Annotated in this window: 25 protein-coding genes; 17 read left to right on the plus strand and 8 right to left on the minus strand. The window is 65.3% G+C overall.

The window, feature by feature from the left end; all coding sequences use genetic code 11:
• Window positions 1-2 precede the first annotated feature (2 nt).
• Window positions 3-896 (minus strand): ABC transporter ATP-binding protein, encoded by an 894-nt coding sequence (locus tag H162_RS0122930; RefSeq protein ID WP_020655832.1) that lies wholly within the window; start codon window positions 894-896, stop codon window positions 3-5.
• Between the two features lie 226 nt (window positions 897-1,122).
• On the opposite strand from H162_RS0122930, the gene H162_RS0122935 reads away from it, so the two are divergent.
• Both H162_RS0122935 and coq7 read left to right on the plus strand, forming a co-directional pair.
• The gene (locus H162_RS0122935; RefSeq protein ID WP_020655833.1) at window positions 1,123-1,575 is read left to right on the plus strand and encodes a hypothetical protein; all 453 of its coding nucleotides are present in this window, start codon (window positions 1,123-1,125) and stop codon (window positions 1,573-1,575) included.
• A 48-nt stretch (window positions 1,576-1,623) separates the two neighbouring features.
• The gene (coq7, locus tag H162_RS0122940) at window positions 1,624-2,250 is read left to right on the plus strand and encodes a 2-polyprenyl-3-methyl-6-methoxy-1,4-benzoquinone monooxygenase (protein WP_026354970.1); all 627 of its coding nucleotides are present in this window, start codon (window positions 1,624-1,626) and stop codon (window positions 2,248-2,250) included.
• Window positions 2,251-2,284: 34 nt separating this feature from the next.
• Here coq7 and H162_RS0122945 read toward each other — a convergent pair whose 3' ends face one another.
• The 4 genes from H162_RS0122945 to H162_RS0122960 form a co-directional block, all read right to left on the minus strand.
• The gene (locus H162_RS0122945; RefSeq protein WP_020655835.1) at window positions 2,285-2,707 is read right to left on the minus strand and encodes an OsmC family protein; all 423 of its coding nucleotides are present in this window, start codon (window positions 2,705-2,707) and stop codon (window positions 2,285-2,287) included.
• Between the two features lie 106 nt (window positions 2,708-2,813).
• The gene (locus tag H162_RS0122950) at window positions 2,814-3,995 is read right to left on the minus strand and encodes an ABC transporter permease (protein ID WP_020655836.1); all 1,182 of its coding nucleotides are present in this window, start codon (window positions 3,993-3,995) and stop codon (window positions 2,814-2,816) included.
• Window positions 3,992-4,723: an ABC transporter ATP-binding protein gene (locus H162_RS0122955; protein ID WP_020655837.1), complete on the minus strand. Its 732-nt coding sequence runs from the start codon at window positions 4,721-4,723 to the stop codon at window positions 3,992-3,994. The genes H162_RS0122950 and H162_RS0122955 overlap by 4 nt, the downstream gene beginning before the upstream one ends.
• Window positions 4,724-4,735: 12 nt before the next feature.
• The gene (locus tag H162_RS0122960; RefSeq protein WP_020655838.1) at window positions 4,736-6,202 is read right to left on the minus strand and encodes an alpha/beta hydrolase; all 1,467 of its coding nucleotides are present in this window, start codon (window positions 6,200-6,202) and stop codon (window positions 4,736-4,738) included.
• Window positions 6,203-6,496: 294 nt separating this feature from the next.
• On the opposite strand from H162_RS0122960, the gene rplM reads away from it, so the two are divergent.
• The 3 genes from rplM to H162_RS31675 all read left to right on the plus strand — a co-directional run bounded on the left by rplM (window position 6,497) and on the right by H162_RS31675 (window position 8,062).
• Window positions 6,497-6,925: a 50S ribosomal protein L13 gene (rplM, locus tag H162_RS0122965; protein ID WP_026354971.1), complete on the plus strand. Its 429-nt coding sequence runs from the start codon at window positions 6,497-6,499 to the stop codon at window positions 6,923-6,925.
• A gap of 9 nt (window positions 6,926-6,934) precedes the next feature.
• Complete coding sequence (gene rpsI / locus H162_RS0122970) at window positions 6,935-7,327, plus strand: 30S ribosomal protein S9 (RefSeq protein ID WP_005667904.1); 393 nt, start codon at window positions 6,935-6,937, stop codon at window positions 7,325-7,327.
• A 162-nt stretch (window positions 7,328-7,489) separates the two neighbouring features.
• Window positions 7,490-8,062 carry a hypothetical protein gene (locus H162_RS31675; protein ID WP_156885763.1) on the plus strand — a complete coding sequence of 191 codons (573 nt, stop codon included), beginning with the start codon at window positions 7,490-7,492 and terminating at the stop codon, window positions 8,060-8,062.
• Window positions 8,063-8,066: 4 nt separating this feature from the next.
• Here the strand turns inward: H162_RS31675 and H162_RS0122980 are convergent, their stop codons facing one another.
• The gene (locus H162_RS0122980; RefSeq protein ID WP_020655841.1) at window positions 8,067-8,444 is read right to left on the minus strand and encodes a MerR family transcriptional regulator; all 378 of its coding nucleotides are present in this window, start codon (window positions 8,442-8,444) and stop codon (window positions 8,067-8,069) included.
• Window positions 8,445-8,615: 171 nt separating this feature from the next.
• Here H162_RS0122980 and argC point away from each other — a divergent pair, with 171 nt between their 5' ends.
• From argC to erpA, 3 genes are all read left to right on the plus strand, one after another.
• Window positions 8,616-9,653: an N-acetyl-gamma-glutamyl-phosphate reductase gene (argC, locus tag H162_RS0122985; protein ID WP_020655842.1), complete on the plus strand. Its 1,038-nt coding sequence runs from the start codon at window positions 8,616-8,618 to the stop codon at window positions 9,651-9,653.
• Between the two features lie 200 nt (window positions 9,654-9,853).
• The gene (locus H162_RS0122990) at window positions 9,854-10,255 is read left to right on the plus strand and encodes a bactofilin family protein (RefSeq protein WP_020655843.1); all 402 of its coding nucleotides are present in this window, start codon (window positions 9,854-9,856) and stop codon (window positions 10,253-10,255) included.
• A 52-nt stretch (window positions 10,256-10,307) separates the two neighbouring features.
• Complete coding sequence (gene erpA, locus H162_RS0122995; protein ID WP_020655844.1) at window positions 10,308-10,676, plus strand: iron-sulfur cluster insertion protein ErpA; 369 nt, start codon at window positions 10,308-10,310, stop codon at window positions 10,674-10,676.
• 69 nt (window positions 10,677-10,745) lie between these two features.
• On the opposite strand, the gene H162_RS0123000 is transcribed toward erpA, so the two are convergent.
• Together H162_RS0123000 and H162_RS0123005 are read right to left on the minus strand one after the other, a co-directional pair.
• Window positions 10,746-11,846: an anhydro-N-acetylmuramic acid kinase gene (locus H162_RS0123000; RefSeq protein ID WP_020655845.1), complete on the minus strand. Its 1,101-nt coding sequence runs from the start codon at window positions 11,844-11,846 to the stop codon at window positions 10,746-10,748.
• 170 nt (window positions 11,847-12,016) lie between these two features.
• Complete coding sequence (locus H162_RS0123005) at window positions 12,017-13,381, minus strand: M23 family metallopeptidase (protein WP_020655846.1); 1,365 nt, start codon at window positions 13,379-13,381, stop codon at window positions 12,017-12,019.
• A gap of 152 nt (window positions 13,382-13,533) precedes the next feature.
• Here H162_RS0123005 and tyrS point away from each other — a divergent pair, with 152 nt between their 5' ends.
• The 9 genes from tyrS (at window position 13,534) to ruvA (ending at window position 21,238) form a co-directional block, all read left to right on the plus strand.
• Complete coding sequence (tyrS, locus tag H162_RS0123010; RefSeq protein ID WP_026354973.1) at window positions 13,534-14,799, plus strand: tyrosine--tRNA ligase; 1,266 nt, start codon at window positions 13,534-13,536, stop codon at window positions 14,797-14,799.
• The gene (gene dtd / locus H162_RS0123015; protein WP_020655848.1) at window positions 14,796-15,254 is read left to right on the plus strand and encodes a D-aminoacyl-tRNA deacylase; all 459 of its coding nucleotides are present in this window, start codon (window positions 14,796-14,798) and stop codon (window positions 15,252-15,254) included. The genes tyrS and dtd overlap by 4 nt, the downstream gene beginning before the upstream one ends.
• 43 nt (window positions 15,255-15,297) lie before the next feature.
• Window positions 15,298-15,963: a YbhB/YbcL family Raf kinase inhibitor-like protein gene (locus H162_RS0123020; protein WP_020655849.1), complete on the plus strand. Its 666-nt coding sequence runs from the start codon at window positions 15,298-15,300 to the stop codon at window positions 15,961-15,963.
• 58 nt (window positions 15,964-16,021) lie between these two features.
• Complete coding sequence (locus H162_RS0123025; RefSeq protein ID WP_020655850.1) at window positions 16,022-16,696, plus strand: histidine phosphatase family protein; 675 nt, start codon at window positions 16,022-16,024, stop codon at window positions 16,694-16,696.
• 212 nt (window positions 16,697-16,908) lie between these two features.
• Entirely contained in the window at window positions 16,909-17,934 is a 1,026-nt protein-coding gene (gene dusB, locus H162_RS0123030; protein WP_084677102.1) for a tRNA dihydrouridine synthase DusB, read from the plus strand.
• 79 nt (window positions 17,935-18,013) lie between these two features.
• Window positions 18,014-18,247, plus strand: a complete 234-nt coding sequence (locus H162_RS0123035; protein WP_005667930.1) for a helix-turn-helix domain-containing protein — start codon at window positions 18,014-18,016, stop codon at window positions 18,245-18,247.
• 87 nt (window positions 18,248-18,334) lie between these two features.
• Window positions 18,335-19,924, plus strand: coding sequence for a bifunctional phosphoribosylaminoimidazolecarboxamide formyltransferase/IMP cyclohydrolase (gene purH, locus H162_RS0123040; protein WP_020655852.1), 1,590 nt, complete (start codon window positions 18,335-18,337; stop codon window positions 19,922-19,924).
• Between the two features lie 173 nt (window positions 19,925-20,097).
• On the plus strand, window positions 20,098-20,634 hold the full coding sequence (ruvC, locus tag H162_RS0123045; RefSeq protein ID WP_020655853.1) for a crossover junction endodeoxyribonuclease RuvC: 537 nt from the start codon (window positions 20,098-20,100) through the stop codon (window positions 20,632-20,634).
• A 25-nt stretch (window positions 20,635-20,659) separates the two neighbouring features.
• Window positions 20,660-21,238: a Holliday junction branch migration protein RuvA gene (gene ruvA / locus H162_RS0123050; protein ID WP_020655854.1), complete on the plus strand. Its 579-nt coding sequence runs from the start codon at window positions 20,660-20,662 to the stop codon at window positions 21,236-21,238.
• The last annotated feature ends 12 nt before the right edge of the window (window positions 21,239-21,250 follow it).

Genomic DNA, 21,250 nt, shown 5'->3' on the forward strand with positions numbered 1-21,250 from the left:
GGTCAGCAGTTCCCTGCGGCGGGATTGTGGCGGCCGTTGATGGTGGCGAAGTAGACGTCTTCCAGGCTGGCGCGGGCCGGCTCGAAGCCTTCGCCGGGATCGTTGTCGGCATACACGTGGATCAGGGTGCGGCCGCTCAGCAGGCGGGTCGAGATCACCGCATGGCGCTTCTGGAACAGCGGCAGTTCCTGCTTGGTCACCACGCGCTCCCAGATAAAGTCCTCGATCCCGTAGATCAGGTCCTGCGGCTCGCCGCACAGCAGCACCTGGCCCTTGTTGATGATCGCCATGTGGGCGCACAGGTCGGCCACGTCGGACACGATGTGGGTCGACAGCAGCACGGTGCGGTCTTCGCCGATGTCGGACAGCAGGTTATGGAAGCGCACCCGTTCCTGCGGGTCGAGGCCCGCGGTGGGCTCGTCGACGATGATCAGGCGCGGGTCGCCCAGCAGGGCCTGGGCGATGCCGAAGCGCTGGCGCATGCCGCCCGAGAAGCCGCCCAGGCGCTGGTTGCGCACCTCCCACAGGTTGGTCTGCTGGAGCAGGCCGTCCACCACCTCGCGCCGCCGGCCCTTGTGCGACAGGCCCTTGAGCTGGGCGAAATGGTCGAGCAGTTCGTAAGCGGTCACTTTCGGGTAGACGCCGAAATCCTGGGGCAGGTAGCCCAGCATGCGGCGCACCTCGTCCTTTTCGTCGAGGACGTCGATGTCATCCAGGAACACCGAGCCGGAATCGCATTCCTGCAGGGTCGCCAGGATACGCATCAGGGTCGATTTGCCCGCGCCGTTGGGGCCGAGCAGGCCGAACATTCCCGCCGGGATGTTCAGCGTGACACGGTCCAGCGCGACCACGCCATTGGCGTAGGTCTTGGACAAATTGCGGATACGTAATTCCATGGAGACTCCTGATACTGGTGCGGTGGTGTATGTACATAAGGCAACCACCATTTCGACACTTGCATTGTATTAAATTGTCACAGTCGAGGTGGCTATAGTGCGACACACGGGCGAAACAGGGCACCAGATTGCGTTTTCGCGTGATAGTGTGCACGATGAATTTCTTTGCATAAACTTTTTTTCCAGCCGGACGAGCATGTCCAGGCGAAATGTGGATAATTGGCATATGAACACCGCCATCCAAGACAGGCTCCTGATCCTGATGCGCGAAGGGCGCAGCCGCATCGAATCGACCGACTGGTTCCGGGTCGCGCTGGGGCTGGTGTACCTGGCCGGCCTGATGACCAAGGAAGCGATCGATTTCAAGAAGGTCGACCGCGACTACAACCGCTTCATCTACCACACCCTCGGCAAGGGCCACAGCATCGCCAGCGTGCTGCAGTACATGAGCGGCGAGAAGGTGATGCCGGTGGTGGAGTCGGCGCGCTTCATGGAGGCGTTCCGGCGCCATTGCCCCGAGGTCCCGCCCGACACGATTCCCTTCCTGCTGGAGCTGAACCTGGGGGTGGCGAAGAACATCTCGGGCATCGAGGCGGCCGGGCCGCTGGCCGACTGGATCGCCGCCCGGAAGGCGCGGATGGGAGAGGCGGGCGGCCAGGGGCAGGCGCAAGGCATATAATAACGGGACGACTTGTTTCTCGATCATCCTATGTCAGCGAACCGTTTCATGAGCCCCCTCGACCAACTGATTACCGGCTTCGACAAGGCCCTGCGCGTGGTGGGCGGCGTGTCCACCATGTCGCGCCCGAACCCGGGCCTGCATGCCACCGACTGCGAACTGAGCGACGAGGAGCGGCGCCACAGCGCCGGCCTGATGCGCGTGAACCATGTGGGCGAAGTGTGCGCGCAGGCGCTGTACGACTCGCAGGCGCGCTTCGCGCAAAGCCATGGCATGCGCGCCCAGTTCGAGCAGGCCGGCCGCGAGGAAGAAGACCACCTGGCCTGGACCGCGCAGCGCCTGTCCGAACTCGGCTCGCAGCCGAGCGTCCTGAATCCGCTGTGGTATGCCGGCGCCTACGTGCTGGGCAGCGTGGCGGCCAGGATGGGCGACCGCCACAGCCTCGGCTTCGTGGTCGAGACCGAACGCCAGGTCGAGGCGCACCTGGTCGGCCACCTGGATTCGCTGCCGCCGCAGGACGCCAAGTCGCGCGCGATCGTGGAGCAGATGCGGGTCGACGAAGTGGCGCACGGCGCCAAGGCCCAGGCGCTGGGCGCGGCCGACCTGCCGCTGCCGGTGCGCGTGGCGATGAAGGCCATGTCGAAGGTCATGACCACGGCCGCTTATCACATCTGATGGCGTGAGCGCCGGCGGATACCGGCGTTCGGGCTCAGACTTCGACGATCTCGACCGTGTGGGTGATCTCGGCGGTCTTGGCCAGCATGATCGACGCCGAGCAGTACTTGTCGTGCGACAGGCTGACGGCGCGTTCGACGGCGGCCGGCTTCAGGTTGCGGCCGGTGACGGTGAAGTGGAAGTTGATCTTCGTGAAAACCTTGGGATCGGTCTCGGCGCGTTCGGCCTGCAGGGTGACGTCGCAGCCGCGCACGTCCTCGCGGCCGCGCTTGAGGATCAGGACCACGTCGTAGGCGGTGCAGCCGCCGGTGCCGACCAGGACCATCTCCATCGGCCGCGGGGCCAGGTTGTGGCCGCCGCCTTCGGGCGCGCCATCCATGACCACCATGTGGCCGCTGCCGGTTTCGGCCCGAAAACTCATGCCCGACGGGCCATTCCAGCTGACTTTGACTTCCATGTAGATTCTCCAATGACGATGCGCGATGCGCGATGCGGGTGCTCAGCCTATTGTAAGTCAGGCGCGCCATCGGCGTGGAGGGCGGCCCCGCCGCCCTCCGTCCATCTCAGACCGCGAGCACGTAGCGCTCGCTCTTCATGCGCCAGCTGGCGAAGGCCGCCACGAGCAGCGCCGGGATGGCCGAGCTCAGGAAGGTCAGCACGAAGGGCAGGGAGCCCATGTCGCCCTTCGACAGTTCCTTGACCAGGGTCTGGTTCGACAGCATCGGCACCATGTACATCCACTGGGCGGTCTTCAGCTCCAGCATCGACACGGCGAAGCCCGGAAGCAGCGGGATGACCATCACGAGGCTGAGCATGGTCTGCGCTTCCTTGAACGACTTGGCGTTCATCGCCAGCGCGATGTACAGCGAGGCCGCGAACATCGACAGCGGCACGGTCGCCAGGCACACCAGCAGGATATCGCCCCAGCCCATGGTCCACGACAGGCCGATTTCCTCCAGCGGCAGCCATTTCAGGATGGCGTGCGCCAGCAGCAGGTCGAGGGTGACGCCGACGATGGCGATCACGCTGGCGGCCAGCCACTTGCCGCCCACCAGTTCCCATGCATGCGCGGGCTGCGCCATCAGCACTTCCAGCGAGCGGCGTTCGCGCTCGCCGGCGGTGCTGTCGACCGCCGCCGACATGCACAGCATGAAGGCCGGGAAGAACAGGATGCCGATCATGCCGCCGATCAGGCCCGCCGAGCGCGAGGCGGTGGTGCCGGTGTCGTAGCGCTGCACCTTGACCGGCGACAGCGCGGCCGGCGACACCCCGTGCGCCAGCAGGCGCGCGCTGGCCACGTTGGCGCCATAGGCTTCCAGCACTTCCTCGATTTCGCGCCGCTGCGGCCCGTTCTCGGCCGCGGAGTCGAACCAGAGTTCGAGGCGCGCCGGGCGCATCGCCTGGTAGTTGTCGACGAAGTCGTCGGACAGGCGCAGCACGGCCACCTGCTTCTTGGCGCGCAGCAGCTCGCCGATGGCCCCTTCTTCCATCGGTCCGGACTCGCGCACGGTGATGTTCTGCTCGCGCAGCTGGGTCATCAGGGTCGGCGCCCTGGGCGCGCCGATCACGGTCAGCTCGATGCCTTCGCGCTCGGTGCGGGTGCTCTTGTCGATCAGCTGGTGCATCACATAGCCGATGGTGAGCGGATAGACGAAGGTGAACAGGGCCAGCATCGCCAGGGTGCGCTTCTCGCGCAGCGTCTCGCGCAGCTCTTTCAGGAAGATGATCAGGAGCTTGGATTTCATGCGATTCCTTCTTCGGTGCCGACCAGGCTGACGAAGGCGTCTTCCAGGCTGGCGATGCCGGTCTGGCGGCACAGTTCCTCGGGCGAGCCCTGGGCCACGGTGTGGCCGCGGGCGATCACGATCACGTCCTCGCACAGGTGGGTCACTTCCTGCATCACGTGGGTCGCCATGATCACGCAGCAGCCGTCGGCGCGCAGCGCGGCCAGGGCGGTGCGCAGCGCGCGCGTGCTCATCACGTCCAGTCCTCGGCTCGGTTCGTCGAGCAGCAGGTGGCGCGGCCGGTGCAGCAGGGTGCGCGCCAGCGCCGCCTTGATGCGCTGGCCCTGCGAGAAGCCCTTGCTGCGGCGCTCGAGGATGTCTTCCATCCCGAGCAGGTCCGAGACCTCGTCGATGCGCTGGCGCAGCGCGGCGCCACCCATGCCGTTCAGTTCACCGAAGTAGGTCAGGTATTCGCGCGTCGACAGGCGCTCGTACAGGCCGAACTGGTCGGTCAGGAAGCCGATGTTGCGGCGCACTTCCATCGGATCCTTCTCGGGGTCGACGCCGCCGACCGAGATGCTGCCGTGGTCGCGCTTCAGCAGGCCGACCAGGGTGCGCAGCAGGGTGGTCTTGCCGGCCCCGTTGGGGCCCAGCAGCGCGGTGATCTGGCCGTCGCGCGCGGTGAAGGAAACGCCTCCCAGCGCCTGGACGGCGCCGAACTGCTTGCGTACATCGTGGACTTCGATCATGGGGTGTTCCGTTCAGGGTTGCGGCCCGGCGCTGCCGAGCTGGAAGGTCGGCGCCGGGATCTCGGCCAGGCATGCCGTATCGAGCCTGTTTTGCGGGCGGTCGAGGAATTCGCGCAGCAGGCGCGGCGCGCAGCCGAGCTGCGAGACGCCGTGGCCGGCATTCGCCACCACGACCTGCTGGGCGTGCTTCATGCTCTTCGCGGCGGTGGCGGCGCGGTGCGGCGGCGTGACCGGGTCGAGCGCGCCGGACAGCAGCAGGGCGGGCGCGGCGATCGTGCTCAGGGCCTGGGCGGGCGCGGGCGGCACCGCCATGCTCTTGCACAGGGCCGGGAACTTCTCGGCCAGCGGCTTGGTCAACTGGCCGGCGTCGGATTTCATCAGTTCCGGCGTAAACCGCGGCATGTCCTCGGCGCAGACCACGGCCAGGTGCAGCAGGATGGCGATGTTGGCATCGCCGCCGAAGTCGGCGGCCAGGTTGTGGCGCGCGATGAAGGGTTCCCAGCGGCCGCGGCTGGCGCTGTGGATCAGGAAGGGCAGGCGGCGCGCATCGGCCGGCGAGTACAGGATGTTGTGCACGGTGCCGAGGAAGCGCTCCGAGGTCAGCGTGAACTCGACCTGCTGGGCGGTGCGCGGATCCGGCAGCGACAGGCGCATGCCGCCGGCGCCGAGCTTGTCGACCAGGGCGTTGAACTCGGCGCGCAGCGCCGGGAAGGCCTTGTTGCAGCCCGCATCCTTCGCGCACTGGGCGAACAGGCTCTCGAGCGCGGCCTGGCCGTCGCGGGCGCCCGCCGGGATCACCTGGTCGGGCGCGGCCACGCCGTCCAGCACCAGGCTGCGCACGCTGCCCGGGAAGGCGCGCGCATAGGCCTGGCCGAGGCGGGTGCCGTAGGAGCCGCCGAACACGTTCACCTGGCCGTAGCCGAGCGCGCGCCGCACCTGTTCGAGGTCGCGCGCGGCGCTGGCCGTGGTGTAGGCCGAAAACCTGGCACTGGTGCCGGCGATGCAGGCGCGCAGTTCGGCTTCCAGCTGTTCGTCGCTCATGCGCGCATGTTCCGGCTTGCTCTGGCAGTCGAGCTTTCCGGACAGGCCGGTGCCGCGCTGGTCGATGAACACGATGTCGCGGGTGGCGCGCACGCGCTTGAAGGCGGACGGCAGCGCCGACAGCACCTCGCTGCCTGCCTGGCCGGGCCCGCCGGCCAGCACGAACAGAGGATCGCTGCGCGTGCCCTGGCGGAAGGCCGGCGCCACCGTGACGTGCAGCTTGAGGGTGCCGGCCCCGGGATCGGCGTAGTCGAGCGGCACCGGCACGCTGACGCAGCGCAGGGCTTCGACCGCGCCGGGAAGGTGGCAGCTGCGGGTGGCGGCGCCGCTGGCGCTGGCTGCGCCGGGCTGTGCGGCTTCAGGCCCGGCTGCCGCCGGCGCCGCCGCGCCAGCGGCGAGCAGCAGGGGCAGGGCGATCTGTAAAAACGTTTTGTACACAACATCTCCTCGAGGGTTGCCATGATGGTAAGTTGACCATCTTTCCGAGGTCAATCAATAGTTGCACTGGTGTATGGCAAATGATGACTGTGGGGTAAGTCGGCCGGCACTGCGTTGCGCCAGCGCGTACGCAGGCTGTAAAAGCGACAGCGTCCAAGGCGCACATTGACGCGCGAGGGCTGATGGGCTATGATCGTCGGCTTTCCGTTTGCTCAGGAAAAGACAATAAGGACGAGTCCGCTGAAACACGGGGCGGAACCACCATTTGAGCAATTTTTCTATTAGGAAGTCAACATGAAAACTTTTTCCGCTAAGGGCCATGAAGTCCAGCGCGACTGGTTTGTGATTGACGCGACGGACTTGGTCCTCGGACGTGTTGCCAGCGAAGTGGCACTCCGACTGCGCGGCAAACACAAGCCGGAATTCACTCCGCACGTCGATACCGGTGACTACATCGTCGTCGTCAACGCAGGCAAGCTGCGCGTGACCGGCACCAAGGCCACCGCGAAGACCTACTACCGTCACTCGGGCTACCCGGGCGGTATCTACGAAACCAACTTCCTGAAAATGCAGCAGCGTTTCCCGGGCCGCGCGCTCGAGAAGGCTGTCAAGGGCATGCTGCCCAAGGGCCCGCTCGGCTACGCCATGATCAAGAAGCTGAAAGTGTACGCGGAAGGCACCCACCCGCACGCTGCCCAGCAACCTAAAGCACTGACTCTCTAAGGAACTGACATGATCGGTAACTACAACTACGGCACCGGCCGTCGCAAGAGTGCAGTCGCTCGCGTGTTCATCAAGGCTGGCACCGGCCAGATCATCGTGAACGGCAAGCCAGCCTCGGAATACTTCTCGCGCGAAACCGGCCTGATGGTCATTCGCCAGCCGCTGGAACTGACCGGCAATGTCGAGCGTTTCGACATCAAGGTCAATGTGCACGGCGGTGGTGAGTCGGGCCAGGCAGGCGCCGTCCGTCACGGCATCACCCGCGCCCTGATCGACTACGACGCAGGCCTCAAGGGCGACCTGGCACGTGCCGGTTTCGTCACCCGTGACGCCCGTGAAGTCGAGCGTAAGAAAGTTGGTCTGCGCAAAGCACGTCGCGCAAAGCAATTCTCGAAGCGTTAATCGTTTCTACAGCGCCTTGGGCGCTGTTCCAAAAGCCGCCCGCTGCAAAGCCGGCGGCTTTTTTATTGCCTGCAGCGCTACAAGGCGCTTGACTCTGCCACTAGCGGCAGGCTTCAGCATGGTGTTCCGCGCAAGAATCGCGCATCGACGACAGGACACCCCATGCCACGCAAGCACCTCTTCACTCTCCCCATGACCGCCGCGCTGCTCGCGCTGGCCCTTGCCGCGCCGGCCCAGGCCCAGAACAATCCGCTGGGCGCCACCGCCGCCTGCGGTCCGGACCAGGGCGCCACCGACGGGCACTCGCCGCAGACCGTCGTCAAGGCGCTGTACGAGATCGTGTCCGGCCCGGCCGGCGCGAAAAAGGACTGGGAGCGCATGTACCGGCTGTTCGCCCCGGGCGCGCTGGTCACGGCCACCACCCACGGCGCGGGCGGCTTCCTGGCCGCGCCGCAGACGCCGCGCCAGTTCGCGGACCTCAACGACCGGCTGCTCGGCCACCGCGGCTTCTTCGAGTCCGAAGTGGCGCAGCAGGTGCATGGATTCGGGCATATCGCCCACGTCTACAGCAGCTATGAAACGCGCGACCGGCCGGACGGCCCGGTGCGGGTGCGCGGCGTCAACAGCCTGCAGCTGCTGCACGACGGCGCCCGCTGGTGCGTGCTGTCGATTACCTGGGACGCGGAAACCGCGGCGCATCCGATCCCGGCCGCGCTGGACCGGGCGAAGCCGTGATGCTTCAGGGGCCGCCGCGCTCGCGCTGCTCCTCGAGAAAGGCCAGGCGCGCGGCGGCGCTGGTCCGGATCTGCTGCAAGGCCGCGATCCGCTGGTCCAGCTCGCCGAGCTTGCCATGGTAGAGGGAGATGACTTCCGGGCAGATGCTGCGCAGGTTGGGCGGCTGCGGATCCAGCATCGACACGACCGGGCGGATCTCCTCGAGCGTGAAGCCGTTGCGCAGCAGGATGCGGATCCGTTCGACGAACTCGGCCGCGGACGGGTCGAACAGCCGGTAGCCGTTCTCCTTCCTGATTGAGCTGAGCAGTCCCGCTCCCTCGTAATGGCGCAGCGAGCGCACGCTTGCGCCCGTTTGCCTGGACAGTTCGCCGATCGAGAGCATCCTTATCCTTGCCGGTCAAAAAGCAGTTTGATGTTCATTCGGCAATTATAGCGAGGGCTGGCGGCGCCATCCATGCCTGATCGAGCGGTTTGGCGCCCGCTCTGCGCAAGACTGTTAAAATTGCAGCCTCGTCCTGGAAAGGGCCCTACCACCATTATCGAAGGAAAGAACATGATCAAAGTTGGCATCGTTGGCGGAACCGGATACACGGGCGTGGAATTGCTGCGGCTGTTGGCCGTTCACCCGGATGTGCAACTGACCGCGATCACCTCGCGCAAGGAAGACGGCCTGCCGGTCGCCGACATGTTCCCCTCGCTGCGCGGCCGCGTCGAGCTGGCGTTCTCGAGCCCGGACAAGGCCGACCTGAGCAAGTGCGACGTGGTGTTCTTCGCCACCCCGCATGGCGTGGCGATGGCCCAGGCGCCGGCGCTGCTGGCGGCCGGCGTCAAGGTGATCGACCTGGCGGCCGACTTCCGCCTGAAGGACCGCGCCATCTTCGAGAAATGGTACAAGATCGAACACACCGCGCCCGAGCTGCTGGAAGAGGCCGTCTACGGCCTGCCGGAGCTGAACCGCGAAGCGATCAGGAAGGCGCGCCTGGTCGCCAACCCGGGTTGCTACCCGACCACCATGCAGCTGGGCTTCTACCCGCTGCTCAAGGCCGGCATCATCGATGCGGGCAGCCTGATCGCCGATGCGAAGTCGGGCGTCTCGGGCGCCGGCCGCAAGGCCGAGATCGGCACGCTGTTCTCGGAATCGAGCGACAACTTCAAGGCCTATGGCGTGCATGGCCACCGCCACACGCCGGAAACCTCGGCCCAGCTGGCGCGCTTCACCGACCAGAAGGTCGGCCTGATCTTCACCCCGCACCTGGTGCCGATGATCCGCGGCATGCATTCGACCCTGTACGCGCGCCTGACGAAGGAGATCGACAATGCCGCCCTGCAGGCGCTGTTCGAGGAGGAATACAAGGACAGCGAGTTCGTCGACGTGATGCCGTTCGGCTCGCACCCGGAAACCCGCTCGACCCGCGGCTCGAACATGCTGCGCCTGGCGCTGCATCGTCCGGACAACGGCGACACCGTGGTCATCCTGGTGGTGCAGGACAACCTGGTCAAGGGCGCTTCCGGCCAGGCGGTGCAGTGCATGAACCTGATGTTCGGCCTGGAGGAATCGACCGGCCTGCAGCAGATCGCATTGCTGCCGTAACGTCGCCGCAGGGGACGCGTGGGCGGCAAATCCGTCCGCGCGTTCAAGGTATGTTGCAGGCTGCAATGCCTGTCCCGCCATTAGTTGCGTAAGCGCAATCCCAAGACTCCGACCTAGATCAAGGCATCCCCTGTTGAGCACTGTAAATTGACCAATGCACGGTCCAGTGCGCTGCGTCGTTTCTTTCACAGGGGTACAGCATGTTCGGTCGACAAGCAAAAAGCGAAATTGACAGCCTGGTCGGCATTTCGGCCCGGATCGAGGGCGACCTGTGCTTCACGGGCGGCCTGCGCATCGATGGCGAGGTGCACGGCAACGTGGTCGCTCTGGAGGGCGTCGACAGCGTCCTGATCGTGTCCGAACATGCGCGCATCGAAGGCGAGGTGCGCTGCGCCAGCCTGGTGGTCAACGGCTATATCGCCGGCTCGGTTTATTCGTCGGAACTGCTTGAATTACAGCCGAAAGGCCGCATACATGGAGATGTACACTACCGGCTTCTCGAAATGCATGGCGGCGCCCTGGTAACTGGGAAATTGACCCACGAACCCGCCGGCGAGCCGGTGTTTCATCTAGCCGACGCTGCCGAAGGCTCGGCAGCATGACTTGCGCCAACAGACTATAATGGCGCGAGTTGAATTCAATCAGGAGTTATCCATGACCGCAGTCGCCGAAGTGCAAGAGCTTGACACGATACCCACGCCGATCAACTTCACCGACAGCGCCGCACAGAAAGTTGCTCAGCTGATCGAGGAAGAAGGCAATCCCGACCTGAAGCTGCGCGTCTTCGTGCAGGGTGGCGGTTGCTCCGGCTTCCAGTACGGCTTCACGTTTGACGAAATCGTCAACGAAGACGACACCACGATGGAAAAGAACGGCGTCCAGCTGCTGATCGACTCGATGAGCTACCAGTACCTGGTCGGCGCCGAGATCGACTACAAGGATGACCTCGAAGGCGCCCAGTTCGTCATCAAGAATCCGAACGCCACCTCGACCTGCGGTTGCGGTTCGTCGTTCACGGCGTAAAGTCCCCAGGCCGCCCGGCGCTTGCCGGGTGATGTCCACGGCCCGGCTCCTCCGCCGGGCCGTTCTCGTTTACGCCGGGTACAGGGCGCCCAGGATGCGCGCGCCGCGCGCCCCGGTGACGGCCGGCAGGTTGCCCGGCGCCCGGGTGGCGAAACGCCAGCCCAGCCAGGCGAAGGCCAGCGCCTCCACCCGGTTCGGCGCCACGCCCAGCGCCGCCGTCGATTCCACCTTGACGCCGCCGCCCAGCGCCGCGCCGATCTCGCGCAGCAGGGTGGCGTTGTAGGCGCCGCCTCCACATACATACACCGCGTCCGGCCTTGCGCCTTCGTCCTGGATCGCGCGCTCGATCGTGAGCGCCGTCAGGCGCGTCAGGGTCGCCTGCACGTCGGCCGGGGCGAGCTCCTGGAAGCGTGTCAGCTTGGCATCGAGCCATTGTTCGTGGAATAGGTCACGGCCGGTGCTCTTGGGCGCGGGCTGCTGGAAATACGGTTCGTCGAGCAGGACCTCGAGCAGCGGCTGGCTGACCGCGCCGCTGGCGGCCCAGGCGCCATCCTCGTCGTAGGCGCGGCCCTGGTGGCGCGCGATCCACAGGTCCATCAGCACGTTGCCCGGACCGGTATCGAAGCCGGTGACGCGGCCGTCGCCATGCAGCACGCTGATGTTGCCGATCCCGCCGATATTCACGACCACGCGCGCCAGTCCCGGCTTGCCGAACGCGGCCTCATGGAAGGCCGGCACCAGCGGCGCGCCCTGGCCGCCGGCGGCAATGTCGCGGCTGCGGAAGTCGGCGATCACGTCGATGCCGGTCAGTTCGGCCAGCAGGGAAGGATTGTTGGTCTGGCGCGTGAAGCCCAGTTCGGGGCGGTGGCGGATGGTCTGGCCGTGCACGGCGATCGCGGCCACGGGGCCGGCGGCCGCGGGGAGCAGGGCCTTGACGCACTCGGCATAGGCCAGCGCCAGGCCGTTGGCGGCCAGCGCTTCGCGCTCGAGTTCATTCGGGCTGGCCGCCTGCAGGGCCATCAGTTCGCTGCGCAGCCCGGCGGGGAAGGGGGTGAAGGCGGCGGCGATCGTGCGGATGGCGCCGCCTGCGAAGTCGGCCAGCACACCGTCGACGCCGTCGAGGCTGGTGCCGGACATCAGGCCGATGTAGAGGGATGGGGTCTCGCTCATGTTCTTTGTGCTCTATTTATATAGTGGTGTGACGCGTGGATGGCCACTGCGCGGGCAGCTTCGGTCGCCGATGCCGCAGGCGCCAGCATACCGGTTCGGCTTCCCCAAAACAAAACGCCCTCCGCGCACATGCATGCAGCGGAGGGCGTTCAGGTCCGTCGGTTCGACGATTAGCGTGCTGCCATCGCCGAGCCGCCCGGGGCCAGCAGCGAGAAGCGGTGGTTCATGTCGGCAGCGGCCATGCGGAAGCGGGTCAGTTCTGCCGGGCTCAGCGGTTGCTGGGCCAGCGACTTGAACTTGTTCGGGTCCTTGGCTTCGCCGCCGACGCGGAACTCGTAGTGCAGGTGGGCGCCGGTCGACCAGCCGGTCGAGCCGACATAGCCGATCACCTGGCCCTGGCTGACCTTGGCGCCCTTGCGCATGCCCGGAGCGATGCGGCTCATGTGGGCGTAGGCGGTGCTGTAGTTCGCCCAGTGCTTGAGGACGATCATGTTGCCGTAGCCATTGCCATTGCCCGAGAAGTCGACCGTGCCGTCGCCTGCGGCGCGGATCGGGGTGCCGGTCGCGGCCGCGTAGTCGACGCCCTTGTGCGCCTTCCACTTGCCCGAGATCGGGTGCACGCGCATCGAGAAGCCCGACGAGATGCGGGAGAACTCGAGCGGCGACTTCAGGAATGCCTTCTTCAGCGCCTTGCCGTCCAGGGTGTAGTAACCGCCCTGCTTGGTGGCCGGGTCTTCGTACCAGACCGACTGGTAGCTCACGCCGCGGTTGACGAACTCGCCGGCCAGGATGCGGCCGGTCTTGACCAGTTCGCCATCGAGCCAGAAGGTTTCGTACACCACGCTGAAGCGGTCGCCGCGCTTGAGGTCGGAACGGAAGTCGATGTTGGTCGAGAACATCTCGATGATGTCGCCGACGACCGAATCCGGAATGCTGCCGCCATCGACGTTGGAGTCGGTGGCCGAGTACAGCGAGGAGGTGATTTCGCGAGAACGCATCTCCACGCGGCGCTCGAGCTTGGCCGGTGCCTCGTTGGCGACGAACTGCTCGCCCTTGCGCGCCACGGTGATGGTCTTCGCATCGCCGTCCTTGCCTTCGGTGACGGTGGCGCGCAGCGACAGCAGCAGGCCATTCTCGTCGGTCTCGGCCTGGATGCGCTTGCCGGTCTTGAGGGACAGCAGGCGGCGGGCGAGTTTGTCGGTGCGGACGAACTTCTGGGCGTCGGCGTCGTCGACGCCAAGGCGGGTGAACAGGGAGCCGAGCGAGTCGCCGCGGCGAATGCGCTCTTCGTGGATGAACTGCTGCTCGTCTTGCTGGAGGGCTGCGATCTGGTCTGCCAGGTTCGGCAGTTCCAGGGCCTGGGCGACTTGCTTGACAGGAACGTCGGCCGGGTCCGTTGCGATCGGAGCCACGCCAACGGCGCCAAACGCGCACAGGCTGAGGAAGACGGCGCCGGCGCTGACGATACGCGCCTTGCGGGTCTTCGGCAGCAGCTGGAGCAGGCGGTTGCCAGTGATTTTATGTATAGGGTTCATGCAATCAGTTAAAATTTGCGGCTGAACTTCCAGGGATCTTGTTTCTTATCGTTTTGCAAAGTTTGCTTGCAGTAACGGAAACCGGATCGAGCATTATATCAAAGTATCTGGTCCTACAACCGTTTTAGATAATTTCCTACATAAGAGCTGTTATGACTTCCAATGCATCCTCCGGTAACGGCGCCCCGGTGAATCCGTCCGCCCCTTTGCCGTTGACCGACAAGGTGCTCGAGTCGCTCGCCATTGCAAAGCGTGGCGTCGACGAACTGCTGATCGAAAGCGAATTTGCACAAAAGCTGGCGCGCTCGGAGCAGAGCGGCAAGCCGCTGCGCATCAAGCTCGGCCTGGATCCGACCGCGCCCGACCTGCACCTCGGCCACACCGTGGTGCTGAACAAACTGCGCCAGTTGCAAGACCTCGGCCACCAGGTGATCTTCCTGATCGGCGACTTCACTTCGATGATCGGTGATCCGTCGGGCCGTAATGCGACCCGTCCGCCGCTGACGCGCGAGCAGATTGAAACCAATGCGATGACCTATTTCCGCCAGGCATCGCTGGTGCTGGATGCATCGCGCACCGAAATCCGCTACAACTCCGAATGGTGCGATCCGCTGGGGGCACGCGGCATGATCCAGCTTGCTTCCCGTTACACTGTGGCACGCATGATGGAGCGCGATGACTTCACCAAGCGTTACAAGAGTGGGACACCGATTGCGGTGCATGAGTTCCTTTACCCTTTGATGCAGGGCTACGACTCGGTCGCTTTGCAATCAGACCTTGAACTTGGGGGCACCGACCAGAAGTTCAACCTCTTGGTTGGCCGAGAGTTACAAAAAGACTATGGGCAAGAGCCACAGTGCATCTTGACGATGCCGCTGCTGGAAGGCCTGGACGGCATCGAGAAGATGTCGAAGTCGAAGAACAACTACATCGGCATCACCGAGGCGCCGAACACGATGTTCGGCAAGCTGATGAGCATCTCGGACGAGATGATGTGGAAGTACTACGACCTGCTGTCCTTCCGTTCGCTCGACGAGCTGGCAAAGCTGAAGGCCGAGGTGCGGGGCGGCGCCAACCCGCGCGATGCGAAAGTGGCGCTGGGCAAGGAAATCGTGGCGCGCTTCCACTCGGCCCAGGCGGCCGACGATGCGCTGGCCGACTTCGTCAACCGCTCCAGGGGCGGCATCCCGGACGACGTGCCGGAAGTGTCGCTGTCGGGCGCGCCGCTGGGCCTGCCGCAACTGCTCAGGCAGGCAGGCCTGTGCGCCTCGTCCTCGGAAGCGATGCGCATGGTCGACCAGGGCGGCGTGCGCATCGACGGCGAGGTGATCAGCGACAAGGCGCTGCAGCTCGGCGCCGGCAGCTTCGTGTTGCAGGTTGGCAAACGCAAGTTCGCCCGCGTGACCCTGTCCGCATGATCGGCCTGCTGCAACGGGTGGCCGAGGCCGCGGTGCGGGTCGACGGCAGGACCGTCGGCGCGATCGGCCCCGGCCTGATGGTGCTGGTGTGCGCCGAACGGGGCGACACCGAGCGCGAGGCCGAGGCGCTGCTGACCAAGCTGCTGGGCTACCGCGTGTTTTCCAACGAGGCCGGCAAGATGAACCGCAGCGTGGCCGACACCGAAGGCGGCCTGCTGCTGGTGCCCCAGTTCACCCTGGCGGCCGACACGAAATCGGGCACCCGTCCCTCGTTTTCGCCGGCCGCCGCGCCGGAAGACGGCCGGCGCCTGTTCGATCATGTCGTGCGACAGGCGCGCGCGCGTCATGGCATCGTCGAAACCGGCCAGTTCGGCGCCGACATGAAGGTGTCCCTCATCAACGACGGTCCGGTCACCTTCTGGCTGCGGATTGATCCAGTCGGGACATCGCGCTGAAACCCGTGGCGCCGGTCAACAGGTTCAGGGACTGGGAGGACGTATGAGAATCTGGAGCGATTCATTTGCCGACGGCGGGGAGATTCCGCCGGAGTGCGCGTTCGCGGTCATCGACCCGGACAATCACATCAAGCTGTCGAGCAACCGCAATCCGCATATCGCCTGGGACGACGTGCCGGACGGCGCCAAGTCGCTGGTGCTGATCGCGCACGACCCCGACGTGCCTTCCGAAGGAAGCAATGTCAACCGGGAAGGGCGGACCGTGCCGGCCTCGCTGCCGCGCGTCGACTTTTTCCATTGGGCGCTGGCCGACATACCGGTCTGCCTGAAGTCGCTGGCCGAGGGCATGTTCTCGGACATGGTCACGCCGCACGGCAAGCCGGGGCCGCTGGTGCCGTTCACGATCAAGAACGGCACCGAGCACCAGCTGCGCCATGGCGTGAACGACTATTCCGGGTGGTTCGCCAGCGATCCCGACATGGCGGGCGAGTTCTACGGCTACGACGGGCCGTGCCCGCCCTGGAACGACGAGCGGGTGCACGCCTATATCTTCACGCTGTATGCGCTCGACATCCCGCGCCTGCCGCTGGAAGGCCGGTTCACCGGCTCCGAGGCGCGGCTGGCGATCCAGGGCCATATCCTGGACGAGGCGCGGCTGTTCGGCGTGTATTCGCTGAACCCCGAGGTCGCCGCCGCACAGCTCAAGTAAGCTTTTTCAACATTCAACACTAACAACATCGCCCCGAGGTTCGGGCGTACGGAACCTCATGTTGCCGACAATATCCAGCGCGCCCGCGGGCGCCACCACGATACTCCTGATCCGCCACGGCGAAACCGCCTGGAACGCCGAACGGCGCCTGCAGGGGCATCTCGACATCGCCCTCAATGCCGAGGGCGAGCGCCAGGCGGCCGCGCTCGGCGAAGCGCTGGCCGGCGAACGGATCGACCTGGTCGTGTCGAGCGACCTGATGCGCGCGCGCCAGACGGCCGCGGCGATCCAGGGGCGAAGCGGGCAGGGCATGGCGCTGGATCCTGCACTGCGCGAGCGCTGCTACGGCGGCTTCGAGGGCTTGCTGTACAGCGAGATCGCGGCGCGCTTTCCGCGCGAGTTTGCTGAATGGCAAGCGCGCAATGTATATGCGGAACTGCCTCCCGGAACCAACCAGGGCGAGACGTTCCGCCAGTTTTATGAACGGGTGATGGGGGCGGTCATGGGGCATGCGCGCTTGCATCCAGGCAAGACGCTGGCGCTGGTGGCGCATGGCGGGGTCCTCGAATGCGCCTACCGCGCCGCGCTTGGCCTGCCGCTGGAAACGCCGCGCGACTTCAAGGTGCATAACGCGAGCATCAACCGCTTCGTGGTCGAGAAGGAAGGGCTGCGGCTGCTGAGCTGGGGCGAGGTGGACCACCTTCGGCTGGCGGCGCTGGATGATTTGCCATGACGGCTTCGGTAGGCAAGGGCCCAGGTGCGTCGCGGATTGTTAGCGTTACCTACCAGAAACGACCCAAACCATCCCTCCAGGCCCCTGCGAACTCCCTTTTTTTCACCCTGCCAATATCACACGCGCAACAACTCAACAAAATTGTGCCGATAATTTGAGCAGCGCTTGGGGTAAAATGCCAGGTTCCCGAGAAACTTCCGTGACTTTCTGCTGTGCAAATTGGTCCTCATTTACTGCGTAACAACGTCTTCGTCGCCCCCATGGCCGGGGTCACGGATCGCCCGTTCCGTCAGCTGTGCAAGCAGCTTGGCGCCGGCTATGCGGTGTCCGAGATGGCCGCGTCCAACCCGCGCCTGTGGGCCAGCGAGAAAACCTCGCGCCGCACCGACCACGCCGGCGAGATGGAGCCGAAGGCGGTCCAGATCGCGGGCGCCGATCCCAAGGACCTGGCCGATTGCGCGAAGTTCAACGTCGAGCGTGGCGCCCAGATCATCGACATCAACATGGGCTGCCCGGTCAAGAAGGTCTGCAACAGCTGGTGCGGTTCGGCCCTGCTGCAGCACGAAGACCTGGTCGAGCGCATCCTGCACGCGGTCGTGGAAGCGGTCGACGTGCCGGTGACCCTGAAGTTCCGCACCGGCTGGGATCGCGAGAATAAAAACGCGCTGCGCATCGCGCGCCTGGCCGAGCAGGCCGGCATCGCCATGCTGACCCTGCACGGCCGCACCCGCGCCGACGGCTACAAGGGCGACGCCGAATACGACACCATCCGCGCCGTCAAGGCCGCGGCCGGCATCCCGGTGGTCGCCAACGGCGACATCACCACCCCCGAAAAGGCGAAGTTCGTGCTCGACTATACGGGCGCGGACGCGATCATGGTCGGCCGCGCAGCCCAGGGCCGTCCCTGGATCTGCCGCGAGATCGACCACTACCTGCGCACCGGCATCCACCTTCCGGCCCCGGAAGTGGACGAGGTGCGCGAACTGATGAACGAACACCTGCCGGCCCATTACGCCTTCTATGGCGAATACGTCGGCGTGCGCACCGCGCGCAAGCACATCGGCTGGTATGTACAGGACTTGCCGGGCGGAGAAGCGTTCCGCCAGAGCATGAACCTGCTCGAATCGACGGCCGAGCAGCTGGCGGCGGTCGACGAATTTTTCAAATCGCAGCACAGGTACGGGGAGCGGTTACAATACCGCCCCGCGCGTCCTGCCCATGAAGCGATCGCGGCTTAGTTTTACAAAAATAAAAAGTATTCGGAGACAGCTGCGCGCAAGCGGAGCAATCATTAACCAGGATGAAGCAGCAGAAGACATGAGCAAAGAAAGTATCCAGGAAGTCGTCCAGAAGAGCCTCGAGGACTATTTCAACGATCTGGGCGAGCAGAAGCCGACCAACATCTACGACATGATGGTGCTGACCGTCGAAAAACCGGTCCTCGAAGTCGTGATGTCGCGCGCCGACGGCAACCAGTCGCACGCGGCCCAGATGCTGGGTATCAACCGGAATACTTTGCGAAAGAAACTGCAGGAGCACGGGCTGCTCTAAGAGCGCGGGTAGGTGGCCGCGCGTCCTGGCGTGGCCAAACCGGGTCCGCGCGCCCGGACGCAAGAATTTTCAACAACAGGCCACACCATGATCAAACAAGCTCTGATTTCCGTCTCCGATAAAACCGGCGTGCTCGACTTCGCACGCGCGCTCAGCGCGCTCGGCGTCAACCTGCTGTCCACCGGAGGCACCGCCAAGCTGCTGCAGGAGAACGGCCTGCCGGTGACCGAAGTCGCCGACTACACCGGTTTCCCGGAAATGCTCGACGGCCGGGTCAAGACCCTGCACCCGAAGGTACACGGCGGCATCCTGGCGCGCCGCGACCTGCCGGAACACGTCGCCAAGCTCGACGAACACGGCATTCCGCAGATCGACATGGTCGTGGTCAACCTGTACCCGTTCCAGCAGACCGTCGCCAAGCAGGAATGCTCGCTGGAAGATGCGATCGAGAACATCGACATCGGCGGCCCGACCATGCTGCGCTCGGCGGCCAAGAACCACCGCGACGTGGTCGTGATCGTCGATCCGGCCGACTACGGCGTGGTGCTGGCTGAAATGAAGGGCGCCGGCGGCGAGGGCAGCAGCCCGGTCAGCTACGAGACCAAGTTCCGCCTGGCCAAGAAAGTGTTCGCCCACACCGCCCAATACGACGGCGCGATCACCAACTACCTGACCAGCCTGGGCGAAGACCGCGCGCACGCGACCCGTTCCAGCTATCCGCAGACCCTGAACATGAGCTTCGAGAAAGTCCAGGACATGCGCTACGGCGAGAACCCGCACCAGGGCGCCGCCTTCTACCGCGACCTGTCCGCCGTCGACGGCGCACTGGCCAGCTACCGCCAGCTGCAGGGCAAGGAACTGTCGTACAACAACATCGCCGACGCCGACGCGGCCTGGGAATGCGTCAAGTCGCTGGGCGGCCTGGGCCAGCCGGCCGGCTGCGTGATCGTCAAGCACGCCAACCCGTGCGGCGTGGCGATCGGCGTGGATGCGCTCGACGCCTACTCGCGCGCCCTGCAGACCGACCCGACCTCGGCCTTTGGCGGCATCATCGCCTTCAACGTCGAGGTCGACGGCAAGGCGGCCGAAGCGCTGAGCAAACTGTTCGTCGAAGTCCTGATCGCGCCTGTGTTCACCGCGGAAGCGCGCCAGATCATGGCGGCCAAGCAGAACGTGCGCCTGCTCGAGATCCCGCTGGGCGCCGACCAGAACCCGTACGACGTGAAGCGCGTCGGCGGCGGCGTGCTGGTGCAGTCGCCGGACGCGAAGAACGTCGGCCTGGACGAACTGCGCGTGGTCACCAAAAAGCAGCCGACCCAGCAGCAGCTGCAGGACATGATGTTCGCCTGGCGCGTGGCCAAGTTCGTCAAGTCGAACGCCATCGTGTTCTGCGGTAACGGCATGACCCTGGGCGTCGGCGCCGGCCAGATGAGCCGTATCGACTCGGCCCGCATCGCCTCGATCAAGGCCCAGAACGCCGGCCTGTCGCTGGCCGGTTCGGCCGTGGCCTCGGATGCCTTCTTCCCGTTCCGCGATGGCCTGGACGTGGTGGTCGACGCCGGCGCGACCTGCGTGATCCACCCGGGCGGCTCGATGCGCGACCAGGAAGTGATCGACGCCGCCGACGAGCGCGGCGTGGTGATGCTGTACACCGGCACCCGTCACTTCCGTCATTGATGATTGTAGGGTGGGCGGGTTTCCCGCCCACGCGTTCAACCGGCGGCGTATGTTCACGAAACGGATGTTTTACCATTCGTTGAACGCGTGAGCGGCAGCGCCGCCTACCCCACACCTGTGTTTTTCCACAGTATTTTTCCCACGAACACTCCCAGCCGGTATAACATTCGATAATGATTATTCTCGGCATCGACCCGGGCCTGCGCACGACGGGGTTCGGCGTCATTGAAAAACACGGCGCGAAGCTGCGCTACATCGCTTCCGGCACCATCAAGACGGGGCTGGAGGGGGCGCTGCCGCCGCGCCTGAAGGTGATCCTGGACGGCGTCAGCGAAGTCGTCGCCACCTACGGCCCCACCTGCGCGGCCATCGAAAAAGTCTTCGTCAACGTCAATCCGCAATCGACCCTGCTGCTGGGACAGGCGCGCGGGGCGGCGATCACGGCCCTGGTCGGGGCCGATCTCGACGTGGCCGAGTACACCGCGGTGCAGGTCAAGCAGGCCGTGGTCGGCACCGGCAAGGCCGCCAAGGCCCAGGTGCAGGACATGGTGGCGCGCCTGCTCAAGCTGCCGGGCCTGCCCGGCAGCGACGCCGCCGACGCCCTCGGCGTGGCGATCTGCCATGCCCACAGCCATGACGCGCTGGCGCTGATCGGCGCCGCCGCGCCGGGCGTGCAGGGACTGCGCATGAAACGCAGCCGTCTGGTCTAGGACGAATAATAAATAGGAAACTCAGATGATCGGTCGAATCTCCGGAATCCTGCTCGACAAGACGCCGCCGCAAGTGCTGGTGGATTGCAATGGCGTCGGCTATGAAGTCGACGTGCCGATGAGCACCTTCTACAACCTGCCGCATACCGGCGAAAAGGTGGTGCTGTTCACCCACCTGACGGTGCGTGAGGATGCCCACCTGCTGTTCGGCTTCGGCTCCGCCAGCGAACGCGCGCTGTTCCGCCAGCTGATCAAGATCACCGGCATCGGCGCGCGCATCGCGCTGGCGATCCTGTCGGGCATGTCGGTGGCCGAACTGTCGCAGGCCGTCACCCTGCAGGAAACCGGTCGCCTGGTGAAGGTGCCCGGCATCGGCAAGAAGACCGCCGAGCGCCTGCTGCTCGAACTGAAGGGCAAGGTGGGGGCCGACCTCGGCACGGTGGCCGGGGTGGTCCGCGACGACGCCCAGACCGACGTGCTCAATGCCCTGGTGGCTTTGGGGTATTCTGACAAGGAAGCGCTGGCCGCGACCAAGAACATGCCGGCCGGCGCCAGCGTTTCCGATGGCATCAAGTTTGCGCTGAAGGCGCTGTCAAAAGGGTAATCGCACCCGGGG

The organism is Massilia niastensis DSM 21313, assembly GCF_000382345.1.
Lineage (GTDB): Bacteria > Pseudomonadota > Gammaproteobacteria > Burkholderiales > Burkholderiaceae_D > Telluria > Telluria niastensis.